We start from the raw sequence: 18,987 nt of genomic DNA, 5'->3' as shown, positions 1-18,987 counted from the left end.
GCCTTTACTGTGGGCTTTTTCAGCTCGCAAGGGTTTAGATGCAGTTGATTCAACTACTTAGTATCATTCAGCCTAACTTAAATTGGAAATCACGCTCAATGGCCTTAAACATCTTCAAAAAAATATTTGGCAGTCGTAACGACCGAATCCTTAAGCGATATCAAAAAGTAGTACAACAAATCAATGCCCTGGAAGACGCTTATGAGCAGTTGAGCGAGGAGCAACTTAAGTTAAAGACAGAAGAGTTTAAAGCGGAATTAGCCAACGGAAAAAGCTTGGACGATCTGCTTCCGGATGCGTTTGCAACGGTGCGTGAAGCCGGTAAACGTGTTTTTGGCATGCGCCATTACGATGTGCAGTTGATGGGGGGGATAGCGCTGCATGAGGGCAAAATTCCAGAGATGCGTACCGGTGAAGGGAAGACCCTGGTTGCGACCCTGCCGGTTTATTTGAATGCGTTGACCGGCAAGGGTGTGCATGTTATTACCGTCAATGATTATCTGGCGAAGCGTGATGCGGAGTGGATGGGACAGCTGTTTGAATATCTTGGATTGTCCACCGGTGTGATTTTGAGTGGGCAAAGCCAGCAGGAAAAACAGCTGGCTTATGCCATGGACATTACCTACGGAACCAATAATGAATTCGGTTTCGATTACCTGCGTGACAATATGGCGATTTTCTCGGCGGAGAAGGTGATGCGTGGCCAGCACTTTGCGGTGGTCGATGAGGTGGATTCGATCCTGATCGATGAGGCGCGTACTCCGTTGATCATTTCCGGTCCGTCAGAGGATAAATCGGAAATTTACCGCCAGATCAATCCATTGATTGCCAATCTGGAACAGGGTGAAGAAGACCCTGAAACCAAGATCTCAACCGGTGACTTTACCATTGACGAAAAGGCCAAGCAGGTGTACCTGACCGATCAGGGGCATGAAAAAGTTGAGCAGATGCTGGCTGAAATCGGCATGATCGGTGAAGACGAAAGTCTGTACGATGCGGCGCATATCGGTTTGATGATTCATGTCAACGCTGCACTGCGCGCTAACCTGCTGTTTGAAAAGGACCGAGATTACATCGTTCAAGACGGTCAGGTTGTCATCATTGATGAATTTACTGGGCGTAAGATGGAAGGGCGACGCTGGGGTGACGGCTTGCATCAGGCTGTAGAAGCCAAAGAAAATGTGCAAATCCAGCTGGAAAGTCAGACATTCGCCTCGATTACGTTTCAAAATTATTTCCGTCAGTATGAAAAACTCTCCGGTATGACCGGGACGGCCGATACCGAAGCGGGCGAATTTCTGTCGACCTATAAGCTGGAAGTGGTGGTCATTCCCCCGAATAAAACACCTCAGCGTCAGGATTTACCGGATTTGGTGTTTTTGGATATGGAAGGTAAGTTTGCCGCGATTGTGGAAGACATTCGTGAAACCCAAAAAACGCAGCAACCGGTATTGGTGGGAACCGCGTCCATCGAGATGTCTGAACTGCTGTCACGTCTTCTGCAAAAATCCGGCATCAAACATAATGTTCTGAACGCCAAACAACACGAGAAAGAGGCCATGATTATTGCCCAAGCGGGGATGCCGGGCGCGGTGACTATCGCGACGAATATGGCCGGACGGGGTACGGACATTGTCTTGGGTGGTAATTTGGAGATGGAGCTGGAAGCCCTTCAGGATCCGACACCCGAGCAGATTGAAAAGGTCAAAGCCGACTGGCAGGAGCGGCATAATTTTGTATTAAGTGTCGGCGGCTTGAAGGTGATCGGTTCAGAGCGTCACGAATCTCGTCGTATCGATAACCAGTTGCGCGGCCGTTCGGGTCGTCAAGGAGACGTTGGGGTGACGCGCTTCTACCTCTCTTTGGATGACGACCTGATGCGCCGTTTTGCATCCGATAAGGTCAAAGCGATGATGAAGCGCTTAGGGATGAAATCCGACGAGGCGATCGAACACAAGATGGTGACCAAGTCGATCGAGCGCGCACAGAAGCAGGTAGAGCGCATGCATCAGGATGAACGTGCCAACCTGTTGAAATTTGATGATATCGCTAACGAACAGCGTAAGGTCGTCTATGCACAGCGCAATGAGTTGATGGAGTCGGACGATGTTTCGGAAACCATCGATTCGCTTCGTGAAGAGGTGGTGAACAATATCGTCAATATGTATATCCCGCCGGGCTCATTGGAGGAACAGTGGGATGTGGCTGGTTTGGAAAAGGCGCTTCATGAAGAGTTGGGTGCAGAGCTGCCGATCCAGCAGTGGCTGGATGAGGATAAAAACCTCTACGAAGAGAAATTGCGTGAAAAGTTGGTGGAAACGATTTCCGCCCAGTATCTCGAGAAAATGCAGGTATTGGACTCGCAAACCCGTCATCACTTTGAAAAAGAAGTCTTGTTGCGTACCATTGATAAACAGTGGCGTGAGCATTTGGCCGAGATGGATTATCTGCGCCGAGGTATCCATCTCCGCGGCTATGCACAAAAAGATCCATTCCAAGAATACCGTCGTGAATCGGGTGAACTGTTCCGCGGTTTCTTGGATGCGGTGATGACAGAAACCATCAAGATTCTGTCCCTGGTACAGATTGAAGGCAGCCAGGATGTGGACGAATTCGAAAATCAGCAGGTCGCCGAACGTCCTCAGCACTTGCAGGCAACGCACCCCGCAGCCGCAGGGATTGCCGATGCCGTCTCTTCTGAAACGCAGCAAGCGCAAGCAGAAGAAGAAACCGAGGGCACTTACCGGCGTGAAATGCCTAAGGTGGGGCGCAATGATCCATGTCCTTGCGGTTCCGGTAAAAAATACAAGCAGTGTTGCGGTAAACTCAGTTAAGCGTTTGAATTAGAGGCCATTCTGTTTAAGAACCCGCGTTTTCTCCGAAACGCGGGTTTTTTATTTTGCGCCTTGAGCGTTTCGCGCTATGATGCGCATAAAACGGTGCCTTGAAGTCCGTGCCTAACCCTCGGAATTTGAAGGGGCCGATGGTGACGTATTTAAGGTGCTAACAATATTTTCAAAGATATTTGATAAACAGACATTTGATTATAGGAACAGATGATGACAGATTCTTCTATTCATCCGGTAAGCGGCTTCTATTTAGGAGCGACTCAAGCCAAGATCAAAAAGAATGGCAAAACCGATTTGGTCGTGATTGAGTTGGCTCCTGAAGCGATTACCGCTGCGGTATTTACCCAAAATGCATTTTGTGCGGCACCGGTCACGGTAGCCAAGCAGCACTTGCAACAACATGCGCCTCGCGCACTGTTGATTAATAGTGGGAATGCCAATGCCGGTACGGGTGAACAGGGACTCAAAGACGCCTTGCAGAGCTGTGAATGGCTTGCGAATGAACTGGGATGTAAAACAGAAGAGGTTCTGCCATTTTCAACGGGCGTGATTGGTGAAAACCTGCCGATGGACAAAATCCATCTGGGAATTGCCCAGGCCAGCGCCAACTTAAGCATTACCGGATGGGCAGAAGCGTGCGCCGGAATCATGACCACCGATACGGTACCCAAACAAGTCAGCCGGGTGGTGGACATTGAGGGTCACCGTGTCACTATTACCGGGATGTCCAAAGGATCAGGGATGATTCATCCGAATATGGCGACGATGCTGGGTTTTGTGGCCACGGACGCTAAAATCACGCAGGCCTGTCTCCAGCATTGTTTAATAGAGGCGACCAACCTTTCCTTTAACCGGATTACGGTGGACGGCGATACCTCTACCAATGATGCCTGTACCTTGACGGCCACTCAGCAAGCCGATATGCCGGTGATCGATTCGCTGGATTCAGCGGCTTACCAGCAGTTTTCAGCCGTCATCAATGAGGTGATGATCGAACTGGCGCAGATGATTGTGCGCGATGGGGAAGGAGCGACTAAGTTTGTCAGTGTCGAAGTCGAAGGCGGGCGTGATTCTCAGGAAGCGCTTAAGGTGGCGCATGCCGTTGCTCTATCCCCATTGGTCAAAACTGCGCTGTTTGCCTCCGATCCTAACTGGGGACGGATCTTGGCTGCGGTTGGGCGCGCTGGGGTGGATGCGCTGGATATCAATGCGATCGAGATCTATCTGGATGATGTCTGCATTGTTGAAAAGGGCGGACGCGCCGCTTCTTATACGGAGGAAGCCGGGCAAAAGGTCATGGATCAGAGCGACATTCGCATTATTATTAAGTTGCATCGTGGCAATGTCAAAGAAACGGTGTGGACCACCGATTTCTCTTATGATTACGTCAAAATCAATGCCGAGTACCGCACTTAATGCCAAAGAGCGGATAACGAGCGCTTGATCCCGTTAAAACTGAACAGGCCTGTTAAACTCTAAGCAGGCCTGGTTAAATGCACCGCGTTTCTCTCTTCTTCAACGCCGCCGCTTATCTTCAAAAATCTTAGCCTTATTGCCCGGCCGTAATAATTTCACTTAACACGTCGCAAAGGCGTTGGTTTTCATTATCCGTGCCAATGGTAATGCGTAAAAACTGATCGATTTTTGGCTGTTTAAAATAGCGCACGATAATCGATTGTTCGCGCAGCTGTTGTGCAATCTGTTCGGCCTCGTAATCCGGATGGCGTGCAAAGACGAAATTGGCGGCCGATGGCAGCACCTCAAAGCCTAACGTTTGCAGGTGGTCGACTAAATGCTCACGGGTAGCGATGATTTTCTGACATGCCTGTTCAAAGTATGACTGATCTTCAAAGGACGCGATTGCGGCATGCAGGGCCAAGCGATCTAAAGGATAGGAATTGAAACTGTTTTTAACGCGTTCCAGCGCTTCAATCAGATGTGCTTGTCCCAATGCGAAACCGACACGCATCCCGGCCAAGGAGCGGGATTTGGACAGTGTTTGGATCACCAGCAGATTCGGGTAGTTTGGTACGAGTTCCGCAGCGCTGTTACCGCCAAAATCAATATAGGCTTCGTCCACAACGACGACGACATCCGGGTGTTGTCGCAATAGAGTTTCAATTGCTTCCAGGGGTAACAAGCAGCCGGTCGGAGCATTCGGGTTCGGGAAAATAATCCCGCCACAGGCCTGCTGATAATCTGTAACGTCGATCTCAAAGCGATCATTAAGCGGTACTTGAACCGCGTCGATTTGGTAAAGGCCGCAATAGACCGGGTAGAAGCTGTAAGTAATGTCTGGAAAGAGCAGCGGCTGCTGTTTCTTCAGCAAAGCCTGAAAGGTATGGGCCAATACTTCATCGGAACCGTTACCGACAAAGACCTGATCGGCGCGCAAGTTGTGGTAATCAGCAATCACTTGCTTAAGTTGATCGGCATTCGGATCCGGATAGAGACGGAGCGATTCATTGGTGTGTTCACGAATCGCTTCGAGCACCTTCGGTGAAGGTGGGTAAGGGTTCTCATTTGTGTTCAGTTTAATCAGGTTGGTCACCTTTGGCTGTTCCCCGGGTACGTAAGGGGTCAGAGTGTGAACAATATCGCTCCAGAACTGGCTCATAAAGACGGTCCGCTAATAAAATTAAAAAGGGGTTACAAGGTTTTATCAATTGTGCGTTATTTTACCTTAAGCTCTGTATGAGAAGCTAAAATAAGGTGCAATTGTTTAAACGAATTGAAGAGACCGTATATGACAATGCAATCACCTGCACACTGGGTAGAAGTAGCCATAGGCCTGTTGAAAAAAAACGGAGCGGTTTGTCTGAGTCAGCGTCAGTCGCATCAGCATTTGAGTGGCCATTGGGAATTTCCGGGTGGCAAAATTGAAGCGAATGAAACACTGGAACAGGCTTTGCAGCGTGAATTTGCCGAAGAACTGGGGGTGCAGACAGAGAATTGGCGGTTTTTAATGACCGTACCGTGGCATTACAACACGGTTTCTGTGCGTTTGCATGTGTTTACCAGCGATCAATTTGGCGGGGAGGCACACGGCAAAGAGGGGCAGAAAATTGAGTGGTGTCCGTTGGCCGAGCTGGATCAAAAAGCCTTTCCGCCGGCCAACCGGGGCATTTTGACGGCGTTGCGTTTGCCGGATATTTATCTTTCAATTGGTGGTTATCGTGATGCCGACGATTGTCTGGAGCGTTTTCGCCAAGCATTGGAACAGGGGGTTCGTTTGGCACAGTTTAAATACAAGGAGCAACCCGAAGCGGAGTGGCTGGTTCTGGCGTCTGATCTGTGTGATTTGGCCCATCAATATGAAGCCAAGCTGTTATTGAATGCGCCGCTTGAGATGGTTCGAAAGGTCTCTCAGGCCGATGGCATTCAGCTCTCCTCCAAACAGGCAAAACATTATCAAAGCCGACCGTTACCGGCAGAGAAATGGCTCTGCGTATCCACACATAATATTGACGAGATGCAAGCGGCTCTGGATTTGGAGGCAGATTTTTTACAGCTTTCTCCGGTTAAAGCGACTTCAGCGCATCCAGACTTAGGAGCGATTGGATGGGAGCAGCTTAAAGCCTGGATCGATGAGGTGCCGATTCCGGTTTATGCCCTTGGCGGTATGACGTTGCAAGATGTTGAATCGGCCAAGGCTCAAGGCGCCCAAGGCGTCGCCTTAACGCGAGGCATTTGGCCGGATTGATGCCGATAATCTCGGGGGAACGCTCACTTAAGTTCGTTTAAGATGTCGTGCAGTTGCTGATAAAGATATGAAAGATCTTTGTCATTACGGATGACGCGAGTGGCCCACTTGAGACGTTCTTTGCGGGAGGCTTGGTGATTGATGATCTTTTGAATCTGTTCTTGGCTTTGCTGGTCTCGAGCAGAGGCTCTCGCTAACTGCATGGTTTCCGGACAATCAATCACCCAGATTTCATTGAGATAATTTTGGTTCTCGTACTCGTGGATTTTTTCAATCAATAGCGGAATTGCCACGATGATGAAGGGGGGCTGTGCTTGATTTTTAGATTGCGCCTCTTCGATTTGAGTCATGATGCGCTTTTGAATTAATGGGTGCAGAATCGTTTCAAGCAGTTGCTTTTTTTCCGACGAGTGGAAAACCAGATTACGCATTTTGTTGCGGTCTAAATGACCGTCTTCGGTCAAATATTCTTTACCGAAGACTTCAATAATGCGTTGCAGTCCTAGCGTGCCGGGCTGGACCTGTTCACGGGCGATCAGATCGGCATCAATAATCGGAATGCCGTTGCGCGAGAAATAATCGCATACGGTACTTTTGCCGCAGCCAATGCCTCCAGTCAGTCCAACGATCAGAGGTCGCTTCATGAGGCACAGCAACCGCTGTTGTCGCAGCACCCTGAGTGACATTCTGTGCTGAAGTGGTTTTCGGGACGGCCGATCAAGTAGCCTTGTACATGCGTCGCCCCGGCTTGATTTGCGGCCTCAAGCATCACCTGGTCTTCAATTCCTTCCATCACCAGGTCGTAGCCACTTTGACGAATCATGTCTGCCGTGGCTTGAATGATCTGTTGGGTGCGTGTATCGCTGGTAAGGGCCAGGGTCATGGAACGGTCAAATTTAATGATGTCTACCGGCATATGGGCTAGGTAGCGAATGGAAGAATAGCCGCTGCCAAAGTCATCGAGAGCGATTTCAAATCCAAGTTCCCTGAGTTCATTGAGTACTTGTTTAGCATGATCAATGTGGGTGATCAGGAAGTTTTCCGTGACTTCGATCACCAGCTTGTGTTCTTTTAGCCATTTTTTAAACGGTTTGAATAGTTCGATAACATTCGGTTGCAGCAGTGTTTTTCCCGAAAGGTTAATCGACAGGCCGCATTGATCGGGAAGTTGATTCTGTTCCATGAACTTCAGAGTGTGTTCGATCACTCGCTGGTCTAACTCAACCTCGAGACGACGACGTTCAACTACCGTGAACAGTTCATTGGGATAAATGAGTCCTTCTTCTCCTCGAATACGCACTAAGGTTTCGTAGTAACAACTGGATTGATCGACTGAGATGATCGGTTGAAAATGCATTTCAATATGCTCCCCGGTATGGATCGCTTCGACCACGCGGTTTGTAACCCGGTTTGATACCAGTGCGCTGGCCTCTTCTTCAAGCATTTCACTGTAAAACTGAATTTTCGTCTGATGGGACTGTTTGGCCTTATACATTGCCAAATCAGCCTGTCTTGGCAGATTGGTCAGTACGTCGTTGCGATACTTGGCGAGGCTGCTGATGCCTACACTGAAGCTCAGTTTTTCTACGATTCCAATCGAATTAAAAGGGTAGGCCTTAAGTTCATCTAGACATTTTTGTGCGATCTTTTCGATTTCTTCCTGGTCACGATGTTGGACGATGACTGCAAACTCATCGCCACCAATTCGGTAAGCAGGACATTCTAGAGGCAGACTGCTTTGAATGATTTTAGCCGAAATGCGGATGACTTCATCGCCGATTTCATGTCCATAGGTGTCGTTTAGTGCTTTAAAGAAATCGCAATCGAAGAGCATAAAGGCGGTCGGAATCGGTTGCGCCTGAAAATCGGCAACGACTTCCCCCCAGGCTTCGTCAAAAGCACGGCGGTTAAAGATATTGGTGAGCGCATCTCGGCGGGCTTGTTCCCAAACCAGCTCATTTTGTTTATCGAGCTTTTGCTGCGCTTGACGCAGATTGTGATGAAATTCATAAAGTGTTTGCTTGAATTCTTCAAATTCCTGAATCCAGAAATGCGCTTTAGGCGGTTTTTGTTCGGTATCGGGTGAGGCCTTAAGTTGGTGCAGGTAATCCGAAAGCACTAACAAAGGGGAGCGAATGACCTTGTTAAAAAAGAACAGTAGCAGGAGTGCCGCTAACAGTAAGGTTACAACTAATTCGCCGATGAATTTTTCCATTAGCGTCCACAAATAGCTGTTGACCGGATTGGAAACCGCTGCGAATGTTATGTTCTCCGGCAGTTGTGAAACCTCAAAAGGAGTTGCCGTCTTGACTCTGGGTGTCAGGGTATCCAAATAGTAGAACTGGTTAAGCTGATAGAGGGCCTGGAAGAAATTAATGGAGACCCCGACATAGCCCAGTAGCGTCCCAGAGTCTCGATTGTAAATAGGATGGAATTGAAGTAAATAAGCAGAACCATCTTCTTGGCCCACGATTTTTGCCTGAGGCTCAGTAAAAGAGGTCGGCAAGTGTTTGGTGTATTGTTGGCCTGGAGAAGCAGGCGCTAAAAGCTGTCCATGAGGGGTGTAGAGTTCCAGTGCTTCATAATATGGGTAATAAAATCCACTCTCTTGTAGGCGGTCATCGTGCCAATAGAAGTAATAGCTGGGATCATGAAACTGTTGATGAACTTCATCCCATTCGGTTAATGCACTCAGTTGGTCGTCAGTGACTTTTAAGGTGTTTTCAACCGCACTAAACAGTTCCTGTTGAGCTTCTTTGTGAGCTTGTTCCAGAACATTTTTTTGTAAAGAGTGGCTTTCCAAATAAAGAGAGCCGATAAGCACGGCCAGCAGTATGAAGCCGGCACTTAAGAACAGTGCGAAATAGAAACGAAGGGGGCGACTGAAAGTAGATTGAAGCTTCACTGAACAGTTGGCCTGCTATTAAAGTGGGAGTCCAAAATTTTGACACAATGATCTTGAAGGTCAAATTCATATTCACTTGAGAAAAAGTGATTCGCGCCATCCACTACAATCAGATGGGTGCCACTCTGTCTCAATTCGTCTAACCAGTTTTCTCCGGTGCTTTTGTAACGCTTATCTGCACTGCCCATGATGGTGTAATGTGGTATTTTCAGTTGTTCTAGCTGTTGGAGGATATAGGCTCGGTCAATTTTTTGGTAAGAGTAAAAACTCTCTGGCGTGGCGTAGTAATTGTCTTTGCAGAATAAAAAGTTGAATTTATGCGGGCGTTTGTTGCCTGTCAAGACAGCCTGTTTGGCAAATTCAATTTCTTGCGGGCGTGTTCCAAGTTCTTCACCGTTTAGATAAAACAGGCTGGTAAAGATCGCCAGTTTGATGCGAGGGTCGTGATAATTTTCCAGAAGGGCTAAAAGCTCTTGACTGCCGCTAGAGTGCCCCACAAGGACAACTTCCTTGTATCCCTGCTGCTCAAGCCAGTTGATCCAAGCAATCACTTCTTCAATGTCGCCCTGTAGAGTATGTGTATGGATGGAGTTGCATTTAAGAGATTGCTTTCTATGGTTAATATTCAGAGTTAGGGTCGGCGACAGGGTGCTATAGCCGGCATCGTGAAACCCTTGGGACATGGATTTCACGGTATGAAACTGGTTGGTAGTCAAAAAACCATGCAGGATCAATACCGCTGGTTTGTTGATATCTCCAGGTAAGTATTCGGCCTCTGCGGTCACATTTTGAGGGGTAATGGTATGGGTTACTACTTTGGCCTGAACGTGAGCAGAAAAGATGAACGTTGCGATGAGTGTCAGGACCGTTAAGATCTTTTTTTGATATTTATACATCGTTGTAAATAACCCAGTCTCACTTAGGAGGCTAATTAAAGAGGATCAGTCGTACCTATGCAAGATAGATTATCAAAAATTACTACTACGGTAAATGACGAATAAGACGTTTAATTAATTGATAATATGAGGTCAATTTTCGGTTGTTAAAGATCATGCTCATAAAACAGCAGCGTTGTTTCACTGCCTTTTATCGTGATTGAAATTGGTACAATAGAAAAATTCGAATTAAATGGCTGGCAATTATGTGTGGAATTTGCGGTGAAATTTATTGGGATGGGCAGCTTGCGACTGAAAGTCGCTTGAAGCCAATGCTATGTGAATTGGAGCGTCGAGGTCCGGATGATGGCGGAACCTGGGTGCAAGATCATGTGGGGTTGGGGCACCGCCGTCTGTCTATTATTGATCTGACCGAGGGCGGACACCAGCCAATGCGTGATGCTGAGCTCACTCTGGTGTTTAATGGGTGTATTTATAATTATCAGGCATTGAAAGCGGAGCTTGAAAATCTAGGTCAAACTTTTGTTTCGCATTCTGACACCGAAGTGATTCTGAAGGCCTATCGTCAATGGGGAATGGATTGTGTAACCCGCTTTGAAGGCATGTTTGCTTTTGCACTTTGGGACGATGATACCCATCAGTTGCTGATGGCACGCGATCGCTTGGGAATCAAGCCCTTGTATTATGCACCGGTCAAAGGCGGTGTGCGTTTTGCATCTAACATGCAAGCGTTGTTGACGGCAGAGGATATCGACACCTCGATTGATCCGGTAGGTTTACACCATCAGTTGACTTTGCATGCGGTGATTCCTGCGCCGCATACCATTTTAAAAGGGGTACGCAAATTGGAGCCCGGCCACTGGTTGATAGTCAATCCGGATGGGCAGATTTATAAAAAACGTTACTGGTTCCTGGAAGCCAAGCGGCCGCAAGGCGAAGCGGCGCCAAAAACCGAGCAGGCCTGGGTTGATGCTATTCATGCCTCTTTGAAAGAGGCCGTGCACAAACGCCTGACGGCTGCGGATGTCCCGGTGGGGGTTCTGCTTTCAGGTGGTTTGGATTCGAGTTTAATCGTCGGATTGCTGCACGAAGCGGGGGTGGAAAACATCAAGACGTTCTCGATCGGCTTTGAGGATGCGCCTGAAGAAAAAGGCAGTGAGTTTGAATATTCCGATCAGGTGGCGGAGCGTTTCCAAACCGACCACAAAAAGTATCTGATTTCCAACAGGGATGTTTTACCACGGCTGCATGAAGCCGTTGAAGCGATGGCTGAACCGATGGTTGGGCAGGATGCGGTGGCGTTTTATCTGCTCTCCGAACAGGTCGCTCGGGATGTCAAGGTGGTCATGTCGGGACAAGGAGCGGATGAGGTGTTCGGCGGGTATTTCTGGTATCCGAAAATGGCGCAAGCGGGGGATGGAATTGATTTGACCGATCCCGAAGCGGCACTGAATGCGTTTCGTCCTTATTATTTCGACCGCTCGCACCAGGAGTGGCTGGAGGTTATTAATTCACAATACCATGTACATGATGTCACTTCCGAATATGTCGGGCACCGTTTAACTGAGCCGGATGCGGATACGTTTCTGGATCAGGTATTGCGCCTGGATGTGACGACTTTGATTGTCGACGATCCGGTCAAACGTGTAGATAACATGACCATGGCATGGGGGCTGGAGGCCCGCGTGCCGTTTCTTGACCATAAGCTGGTTGAGCTGGCGATGTCGGCACCGCCGGAACTGAAGCTGAGAGACGATGGCAAATATCTGTTGAAACGTATTGCCCGAGGATTGATTCCGGACTCGGTGATTGATCGTCCCAAGGTGGCGTTTCCAATGCCGGCACTCAAATATGTTCGGGGTGAGTTTTATGAATTTATGAAGTCTATTTTGACCTCTCCTCAAGCGAAAGAACGTGGCATTTTTAATGAGTCGGCCTTGCAGAAATTATTGGACGATCCTGAGGCGCCAGAACAGTTTACTGCGATTCAAGGCAGCAAGCTGTGGCATGCGGCTTTATTGGAGTTCTGGCTGCAAAAGCATGTGGATAAAACACTCTGATAAAATTACTTAATGATAAATGTATTTGATCATTAATAAGGTGACTCTATACATAAAGTCTATAACCTAGTAAAATACTCTGGAATTTTAAAAGTTTAACAAAGGGCAATGTAATGTCAGATAGTTTGGAAAAAGAGACTTTAGAGCGTATTGACCAGCAGGTTAAGAATAATCCGGTGGTTCTGTATATGAAAGGTACACCGCAAATGCCTTCTTGTGGTTTTTCCAGCCGTGCTGCACAAGCTTTGGTAGAGACTGGAGAAAAGTTTGCATTTGTAAATATTCTTGCCGATGCGGCTATTTTTGAACATCTGCCGAAATACCAGGATTGGCCTACTTTCCCTCAACTGTACATTGACGGCGAGTTGCAGGGCGGGTGCGATATCACACTGGAACTGGCTGAATCCGGCGAATTGAAAAAGATGATGGCCGAGGCGAATGCGAAAAGTGAGGCGAATGCGGGCTAAACCTTAAAGTTTGTGTTTGCCGTAAAAAAGCCCCTTATGCTTAGTAGCATAAGGGGCTTTTTTATTTTGTCGACAGGCGCATTTTGTTCGCAAGTATCAGACTTCAGTTTTGTAAACTGAGCAGGCCTGCTTGTTTTGGATTATTGGTGTAGTGGCCACTGATTGACGATTTGGCAGAACAGGTCAGCCGTTTTTTCGGTGTCGTAAATGGCGGAATGTGCCTGACTGTTGTCCCAGTCCATTCCCGCTTTTTCAGCGGCTTTGGCCAACACCGTTTGTCCATAAGCTAAACCTGCCAATGAGACCGTATCAAAGGTGCTGAATTCGTGAAACGGCGATTTTAATTTGCAGCGTTCAGCAGCCTGTTTTACAAAGCCAAGGTCAAAAAAAGCGTTATGTCCCACTAAAATCGCCCGGCTGCATGCTTCTTGTTTGATCTGTTGATGAATGGGTTCAAATAACTCTTTAAGAGCTTCCTTTTCTGGCAAAGCCTGTCTGAAAGGGTGATAAGGATCTTCCACGCCAATGAATTTCAGAGCGGACGGATCCAAATTGGCTCCTTCAAACGGCAGGATGTTGCGAGCAAATGTCTCATCCCGCTCCAGTAAGCCTTCGGAATTCATCTTTAGTGTGACGACCGCCATTTCGATTAAGGCGTCGGTATCTGCATTAAAACCGGCGGTTTCTACATCCACCACTACAGGAAGAAATCCGCGGAAACGATCTTTGATTTGAGTGATTCGGGGCATGTTGCATACTTTAGCTGAGATAACTTCAGCGGTTCAAATGAGTTTGGGTGTTCCTAGTCATGGAACTCTTAAAGGGGTTTAATTAATACTTTTGAGTTGCGTTGGAAATTGTACAGCGCTTGTTTGCTTTCGGGCAGTTTGCCTAACTCACCAAGTTCGAAACCGTGTTCAATAAACCAATGGTGGGTATGAGTGGTAAGTAAAAAAAGCGAGTGTAAGCCGGCTTGTTGCGCTTGTGCTTCAATCGCTGAGAGCAGTTCTGTTCCCAGTTCCTGTCCCTGATAGTTAGGGTGGACAGCCAAGCACGCAAGTTCGCCCATGTTGGCATCATGAAGATAAAGGGCGCTACAACCGATAATGTCGCCATCGCGTTCTAACACCGTGAAGTTGTTGATTTCCAGTTCCAAACGTTCCCGAGAACGCTTGACCAGAATGCCTTCTTGTTCAAGCGGTTCAATCAATTCAAGAATGCCGCCAACATCTTCTATTTGTGCTTGGCGTACCTGGTGATAGCGGTCGCTGAAAATCAAGGTTCCGCAGCCATCACGTGTGAACAGTTCAACGAGAATGGCGCTCGGGTCCTGTTTATCGATCAGGTGAATTCGTTTTACATTGGCACTGGCTTGACGCACTTGGTTTAAGAGGCTGGCTTGTTGATTGTTTTGCGGTTGTTTACACGCCGTTTCCAGTTTAGGTAGACTCAGGTGTTTGGGCAGGCCTGCTAAGATTTCGGGTTGGGTGAAAAGCATTAGCTTATCCGCTTTCAGTGCCGCAGCCACTTCACAAGCTTGTTCCAGGGTGTTTAAGTTGAAAACTTCACCGGTCAAGGAATAAGCGAGAGGCGTGAGCAGGACGATATGCCCATTTTCCAGGTTTGACGCAATGGCGTGGTGATTAATCTTGCGTAACTTTCCAGTATGTTGGAAATCAATGCCTTCGATAATTCCTTTAGGCTGAGCGATGACCCAATTCCCGCTGGTGATGGTTAATGGACTGCGTTGCTGACAAGTGGATTGACTGAAGCTGGCTTCGAGCTGGGTTTTAACGTCATAAACCGCATGTTGAAAAACCGGAAGCATCTCGCCGAGGGTGATGCGGAACTGTCGGTGATTTTGCCATTCAATGCCATGCGCGGCTAATGCGGAATCAATTTGTGGGGTGGCTCCCATTACGAGCACAATTTTTAAGCCCAGATTGTGCAGGAGTCCTATGTCTTGTGCAAGCTGATGGCGGCTGGCGGTTTCCAGTAACAGCTCGCCGGGAAGGTAAATGACGCAGGTCTTGCCTCGGTGCTGCTCAATGTAGCGCGAAGATTGTCTTAAGCTGTTAATGAATTCCAGTTCAGAAGGTTGCATACCTTGGTTCGCTTTACTCGCAAATTCCGTCTCTATTTCCGGTTTGATGTTCAACCTGGATGAGTTGGTGTGGTTACGTCATCTGTCGATTTTCTTGCTCTATGCTATAGCCAAAAAAACCGCCCGTTTTGTCCTATCTGCCGCACAGATATGAGAAAATAGTCAAAAATTTAGATTAGTATAACAGCCAATATGCTATTGGCGAAATAATGCCCAGTATTAAGGAGTTTCAGATGCCACAGTATCGTTCTAGAACCAGTACGCATGGTCGCAATATGGCGGGTGCACGCGCACTATGGCGTGCCACTGGAATGGAGACCCAAGATTTCGGTAAACCGATTATTGCGATTGCCAACTCATTTACCCAGTTTGTGCCGGGCCATGTTCACTTGAAGGATATGGGGCAGCTGGTAGCGAGAGTGATTGAAGAACACGGCGGGGTGGCCAAAGAATTCAATACCATTGCTGTGGACGATGGGATCGCGATGGGCCATGACGGTATGTTGTACTCCTTGCCATCGCGTGACTTGATTGCCGATTCGGTCGAATACATGTGCAATGCCCATTGTGCCGATGCACTAGTGTGTATTTCAAACTGTGACAAGATCACTCCGGGTATGATGATGGCCGCGATGCGCTTGAATATTCCAACCATTTTCGTAACGGGTGGACCGATGGAATCCGGTAAAACCGTTCTTGGTGGCGAAGGTATTAAGCTCGATCTGGTTGATGCGATGGTGATGGCGGCAGACGACCACTGCTCGGATTCTGATGTAGAGGAAGTTGAACGTTCAGCCTGCCCAACGTGCGGGTCGTGTTCAGGGATGTTTACGGCAAACTCAATGAACTGTTTGGCAGAAGCATTGGGGATTGCGCTGCCAGGAAATGGAACGACTTTGGCAACGCATGCTGATCGTAAGCACCTGTTTGAAGAGGCTGGTCGTCGTATTGTGGAGATTACCAAGCAGTATTATGAGCAAGATGATGACTCGGTTTTGCCACGTTCAATTGCAACCTTTGAAGCCTTTGAAAATGCGATGTCTTTGGATGTGGCTATGGGGGGGTCAACGAATACGATTCTGCATCTATTGGCGATTGCACGTGAAGCCGAAGTGAAATTTACCATGGCGGACATCGATCATATTTCGCGACGTGTGCCTTGTTTGTCCAAGGTGGCGCCGAACTCGAAAATTTATCATATGGAAGATGTTCATAGAGCAGGTGGGATCATGCGTATTTTGGGTGAGCTGGAAAGGGCCGGTCTCCTTCATACGGATGTCTCAACCGTTCATGCTTCGACTATGGCGGCGGCATTGGAGTTGTGGGACATTCGTCGAACAGAGGATCCTGCGGTTGAAAAGTTCTTTAAGGCTGCACCTGGAAATGTGCGCACCACCGTTGCATTTAGCCAAGACAAGCGTTGGAAAACTTTAGACAAGGATGAAAAATCAGGCTGTATCCGTAGTGTTGAGAATGCTTATACAAAAGATGGCGGCTTAGCGGTGCTTTACGGAAATATTGCCTTGGATGGCTGTGTGGTGAAAACAGCGGGTGTAGACGAGGAGATTTTCAAGTTTACAGGTAAAGCGCGCATTTATGAGAGCCAAGATGCAGCCGTTGCGGGGATTTTAGGGGATGAAGTTAAAGCAGGTGAGGTGGTCATTATCCGTTATGAGGGGCCTAAAGGTGGTCCGGGTATGCAGGAAATGCTTTATCCGACCAGCTACCTAAAATCGAAAGGTTTGGGGAAAGCTTGTGCCTTGTTAACAGATGGACGTTTTTCTGGCGGTACCTCTGGACTTTCAATAGGTCATGCCTCACCGGAAGCGGCTGAGGGCGGTAATATTGGTCTGGTAGAAAATGGCGATACCATAGAAATCGATATTCCAAATCGTACGATTAATGTGCTTCTGACTGATGAGGAGTTGGCCGAGAGACGCCAAGCGATGGTGGCAAAAGGGCGTGATGCCTGGAAACCTGCTGTTGAAAGACCTCGCAAGGTGAGTGCGGCACTACGTGCCTATGCGGCTATGACAACCAGTGCTGCATTTGGTGCCGTACGTGATGTGGACCAGATTGAACATCGTTAATAATTAGGGGGAAAATAGATGTTTTCAGATAGATTAACGCAGGAGCAGCGCCAAGTCGTGTTTGATCTGGCTGCTCATATCGCCGCAGCAGATAATGACGTTTCTGAAGAAGAAGTTCAGTATCTAAAGGATTTCAGTAGTGCTTATGGCATTGAGTATGACTTGGATAAATCTGACATAGATATCCAAGGGCATATTAAGGCATTGGATACAAAGAAATCGCGGATTATTGCGTTGCAGGAAATTATTAAAATTTCCTATAAAGATGGGCATTTTGGTAAGGAAGAACAGGATAAAGTCTTTCTCATCGCTCAAAAAATGGGTCTGAATGATCCTGAGCTGTTAATGCGCATTGAGAAATGGGTGCGACAAGGGTTTGACTGGATTTATGAAGGCGAGCAGATGTTGGAGTAATTCAAGTCAGAGTTTTAGCTGAAAAAAACCGGCTTTTGCCGGTTTTTTTATTTCGCTGGAATGTAGTAAGGTTGGCAGGCGGCAGAGGTGCAGAAACTCGACAGTAAAAATGTTTTGGTTGAGTTGTTCCAAGTAAAGTATTTTGGAAGGGTTTGAAGGGGGTTAAATGTGAGTGAAAATCGCTGGCCAGATTGGAGTGTAATAATCGCAGACAATAAAAAACCCGGCTATGCCGGGTTTTTTATTGAAGCAAAGAATCAGATTACTCGCGGTAACCAGGACCATTGATTTCTAGGCCGTTTGAAATATAGGCTTCATAGAACTCAAGGTTACGATATTCTTCACTCTGAGCCTTAAACGGGGTTGCACGCATATTTTTGTGACACCCGTCATAACGGCGATGCAGAGTACCTAGAGCTTGCCACTTCGCACGGAATACAGGGAAGTGAGTTGTATGACCAACATTCGGAGAAAGAATGTTTGAACGTGCTAGGCGGCCTGCATTGTAAGTGTGACATTTGGCACATGACAGGTTCAGTTGTCCGCGAGGCATGAGGTACAGTTCACGACCAGCATTAAAGGCTTTCTTGGCGCCTTCGCTGTCAATCTTAACGTCGATTTTTTGACCACGAGCATTGTAAGCTAAATAAGCACTTACTTGAGCCAGCGTGCCTTTTTTCCACTTGTAGGCTTCAAGGCCGTTGTCAGTACGACATTTGTTGATTGCACCTTCAAGGGTCACAACTTGTTGTGTGCCTTCATCGAAGTAAGGGTATTTAACACGAATTTTTGACACATCAGAACCGAAACATTTTTCAAAGACCGCTTTGTCTTTGTTCCATGCTGCTTCACCGGCATCGATCGCATCTAAATATGGAGGGAATTCTTCAGCCGCTTCCCATTGAGCGAGTTTGTCTGCTGAATAGATGTAAGCACCATTTTTATAGTCAGCGATGTCAATCTTAGGACTTTTTGCTTTGAAAAAATCAACCAGTTGCTGGCGATCAGTTTCAGGGTCCACAGTATTTGCCATTGCTGAGGTGGCACCTACCGAAACACCTAGTGATAAGGCGATTAGTAGTGTTTTTTTCATTCCAATCCTCCGTCCGAGAGCTCTGTTATTTCTTTTATTATGTTTTTTATTTGGTTGTGTGCCCGCTACGCGAGCACACACTCTTTAAATTATTTCAATTTAAGAGTTTCTTCACCAGTTTCACCAGTGTTGTCAGTCAAAGAAAGTTTAACTTCATCACCAGCGTTGGCTTTTACTTTAACAGCCATGTATGGGTTTGCTGAAACCGCACCAGACCATTGAGCATCAACTGCATCAGCACCGTTTACAGTTACTTTTACGGTATCGATGTACTTAGCTGGATATGGTTTACCAGTTTTTTTGTTCATACGTACACCAGATTCCATTGGGTGCTTGATTAGCGCCTTAACTTCTGCAACGCCACCTTTTGATTTACCACGCATTCTGATTTTGATAGCCATGTTAT

Annotated in this window: 15 protein-coding genes; 7 read left to right on the top strand and 8 right to left on the bottom strand. The window is 47.4% G+C overall.

Features of this window, described 5'->3' with window-relative positions:
- The first annotated feature begins 98 nt into the window (after positions 1 to 98).
- Both secA and argJ read left to right on the top strand, forming a co-directional pair.
- A complete protein-coding gene (secA, locus tag QCB44_RS07170) occupies positions 99 to 2,834 on the top strand; it encodes a preprotein translocase subunit SecA (protein ID WP_279408991.1) in 2,736 nt (911 codons plus the stop codon).
- 222 nt (positions 2,835 to 3,056) lie between these two features.
- A complete protein-coding gene (gene argJ, locus QCB44_RS07165) occupies positions 3,057 to 4,265 on the top strand; it encodes a bifunctional glutamate N-acetyltransferase/amino-acid acetyltransferase ArgJ (RefSeq protein WP_347710087.1) in 1,209 nt (402 codons plus the stop codon).
- A gap of 133 nt (positions 4,266 to 4,398) precedes the next feature.
- On the opposite strand, the gene hisC is transcribed toward argJ, so the two are convergent.
- Positions 4,399 to 5,466: a histidinol-phosphate transaminase gene (gene hisC, locus QCB44_RS07160; RefSeq protein WP_279408987.1), complete on the bottom strand. Its 1,068-nt coding sequence runs from the start codon at positions 5,464 to 5,466 to the stop codon at positions 4,399 to 4,401.
- 129 nt (positions 5,467 to 5,595) lie between these two features.
- Here hisC and QCB44_RS07155 point away from each other — a divergent pair, with 129 nt between their 5' ends.
- Positions 5,596 to 6,552, top strand: a complete 957-nt coding sequence (locus QCB44_RS07155; RefSeq protein ID WP_279408984.1) for a Nudix family hydrolase — start codon at positions 5,596 to 5,598, stop codon at positions 6,550 to 6,552.
- 23 nt (positions 6,553 to 6,575) lie between these two features.
- Here QCB44_RS07155 and coaE read toward each other — a convergent pair whose 3' ends face one another.
- Genes coaE through QCB44_RS07140 form a run of 3 tightly spaced genes read right to left on the bottom strand, consistent with a single transcriptional unit; the run spans position 6,576 to position 10,353 of the window.
- The gene (coaE, locus tag QCB44_RS07150) at positions 6,576 to 7,196 is read right to left on the bottom strand and encodes a dephospho-CoA kinase (RefSeq protein ID WP_279408983.1); all 621 of its coding nucleotides are present in this window, start codon (positions 7,194 to 7,196) and stop codon (positions 6,576 to 6,578) included.
- Positions 7,193 to 9,457: a bifunctional diguanylate cyclase/phosphodiesterase gene (locus QCB44_RS07145; protein WP_279408981.1), complete on the bottom strand. Its 2,265-nt coding sequence runs from the start codon at positions 9,455 to 9,457 to the stop codon at positions 7,193 to 7,195. The genes coaE and QCB44_RS07145 overlap by 4 nt, the downstream gene beginning before the upstream one ends.
- Entirely contained in the window at positions 9,454 to 10,353 is a 900-nt protein-coding gene (locus tag QCB44_RS07140; RefSeq protein WP_279408980.1) for a DUF1749 domain-containing protein, read from the bottom strand. Before QCB44_RS07140 ends, QCB44_RS07145 begins: the two co-directional genes overlap by 4 nt.
- Positions 10,354 to 10,598: 245 nt before the next feature.
- Here QCB44_RS07140 and QCB44_RS07135 point away from each other — a divergent pair, with 245 nt between their 5' ends.
- Together QCB44_RS07135 and grxD are read left to right on the top strand one after the other, a co-directional pair.
- Positions 10,599 to 12,413: an N-acetylglutaminylglutamine amidotransferase gene (locus QCB44_RS07135; protein WP_279408979.1), complete on the top strand. Its 1,815-nt coding sequence runs from the start codon at positions 10,599 to 10,601 to the stop codon at positions 12,411 to 12,413.
- A 113-nt stretch (positions 12,414 to 12,526) separates the two neighbouring features.
- Positions 12,527 to 12,880 carry a Grx4 family monothiol glutaredoxin gene (gene grxD, locus QCB44_RS07130; protein ID WP_279408978.1) on the top strand — a complete coding sequence of 118 codons (354 nt, stop codon included), beginning with the start codon at positions 12,527 to 12,529 and terminating at the stop codon, positions 12,878 to 12,880.
- A gap of 140 nt (positions 12,881 to 13,020) precedes the next feature.
- Here grxD and rnt read toward each other — a convergent pair whose 3' ends face one another.
- On the bottom strand, positions 13,021 to 13,629 hold the full coding sequence (gene rnt, locus QCB44_RS07125) for a ribonuclease T (protein WP_279408976.1): 609 nt from the start codon (positions 13,627 to 13,629) through the stop codon (positions 13,021 to 13,023).
- Between the two features lie 68 nt (positions 13,630 to 13,697).
- On the bottom strand, positions 13,698 to 14,984 hold the full coding sequence (gene argA / locus QCB44_RS07120; protein WP_279408973.1) for an amino-acid N-acetyltransferase: 1,287 nt from the start codon (positions 14,982 to 14,984) through the stop codon (positions 13,698 to 13,700).
- Between the two features lie 233 nt (positions 14,985 to 15,217).
- Here argA and ilvD point away from each other — a divergent pair, with 233 nt between their 5' ends.
- Positions 15,218 to 17,074, top strand: coding sequence for a dihydroxy-acid dehydratase (ilvD, locus tag QCB44_RS07115; protein ID WP_279408971.1), 1,857 nt, complete (start codon positions 15,218 to 15,220; stop codon positions 17,072 to 17,074).
- Positions 17,075 to 17,092: 18 nt separating this feature from the next.
- Positions 17,093 to 17,488 carry a TerB family tellurite resistance protein gene (locus tag QCB44_RS07110; RefSeq protein WP_279408969.1) on the top strand — a complete coding sequence of 132 codons (396 nt, stop codon included), beginning with the start codon at positions 17,093 to 17,095 and terminating at the stop codon, positions 17,486 to 17,488.
- Positions 17,489 to 17,750: 262 nt separating this feature from the next.
- Here the strand turns inward: QCB44_RS07110 and soxA are convergent, their stop codons facing one another.
- Together soxA and soxZ are read right to left on the bottom strand one after the other, a co-directional pair.
- A complete protein-coding gene (gene soxA, locus QCB44_RS07105) occupies positions 17,751 to 18,581 on the bottom strand; it encodes a sulfur oxidation c-type cytochrome SoxA (RefSeq protein ID WP_279408967.1) in 831 nt (276 codons plus the stop codon).
- Positions 18,582 to 18,670: 89 nt separating this feature from the next.
- Positions 18,671 to 18,982 (bottom strand): thiosulfate oxidation carrier complex protein SoxZ, encoded by a 312-nt coding sequence (gene soxZ / locus QCB44_RS07100; protein ID WP_279408966.1) that lies wholly within the window; start codon positions 18,980 to 18,982, stop codon positions 18,671 to 18,673.
- Positions 18,983 to 18,987: the final 5 nt, after the last annotated feature.

Origin of the sequence: Thiomicrorhabdus sp. zzn3 (assembly GCF_029767755.1) — a bacterium.
Classification (GTDB): Bacteria; Pseudomonadota; Gammaproteobacteria; order Thiomicrospirales; family Thiomicrospiraceae; genus Thiomicrorhabdus.
The sequence above is the reverse complement of the archived record's forward strand: the minus strand, read 5'-3'. Positions and strand labels throughout refer to the sequence as shown.

What these genes read in the sequence shown, in the direction of transcription:
- grxD (WP_279408978.1), top strand. Translation starts at nt 12,527, where the DNA reads ATGTCAGATAGTTTGGAAAAAGAGACTTTAGAGCGTATTGACCAGCAG.
- argA (WP_279408973.1), bottom strand. Translation starts at nt 14,984, where the DNA reads ATGCAACCTTCTGAACTGGAATTCATTAACAGCTTAAGACAATCTTCG.
- argJ (WP_347710087.1), top strand. Translation starts at nt 3,057, where the DNA reads ATGATGACAGATTCTTCTATTCATCCGGTAAGCGGCTTCTATTTAGGA.
- rnt (WP_279408976.1), bottom strand. Translation starts at nt 13,629, where the DNA reads ATGCCCCGAATCACTCAAATCAAAGATCGTTTCCGCGGATTTCTTCCT.
- hisC (WP_279408987.1), bottom strand. Translation starts at nt 5,466, where the DNA reads ATGAGCCAGTTCTGGAGCGATATTGTTCACACTCTGACCCCTTACGTA.
- secA (WP_279408991.1), top strand. Translation starts at nt 99, where the DNA reads ATGGCCTTAAACATCTTCAAAAAAATATTTGGCAGTCGTAACGACCGA.
- QCB44_RS07140 (WP_279408980.1), bottom strand. Translation starts at nt 10,353, where the DNA reads ATGTATAAATATCAAAAAAAGATCTTAACGGTCCTGACACTCATCGCA.
- QCB44_RS07155 (WP_279408984.1), top strand. Translation starts at nt 5,596, where the DNA reads ATGACAATGCAATCACCTGCACACTGGGTAGAAGTAGCCATAGGCCTG.
- QCB44_RS07135 (WP_279408979.1), top strand. Translation starts at nt 10,599, where the DNA reads ATGTGTGGAATTTGCGGTGAAATTTATTGGGATGGGCAGCTTGCGACT.
- coaE (WP_279408983.1), bottom strand. Translation starts at nt 7,196, where the DNA reads ATGAAGCGACCTCTGATCGTTGGACTGACTGGAGGCATTGGCTGCGGC.
- soxA (WP_279408967.1), bottom strand. Translation starts at nt 18,581, where the DNA reads ATGAAAAAAACACTACTAATCGCCTTATCACTAGGTGTTTCGGTAGGT.
- ilvD (WP_279408971.1), top strand. Translation starts at nt 15,218, where the DNA reads ATGCCACAGTATCGTTCTAGAACCAGTACGCATGGTCGCAATATGGCG.
- QCB44_RS07110 (WP_279408969.1), top strand. Translation starts at nt 17,093, where the DNA reads ATGTTTTCAGATAGATTAACGCAGGAGCAGCGCCAAGTCGTGTTTGAT.
- soxZ (WP_279408966.1), bottom strand. Translation starts at nt 18,982, where the DNA reads ATGGCTATCAAAATCAGAATGCGTGGTAAATCAAAAGGTGGCGTTGCA.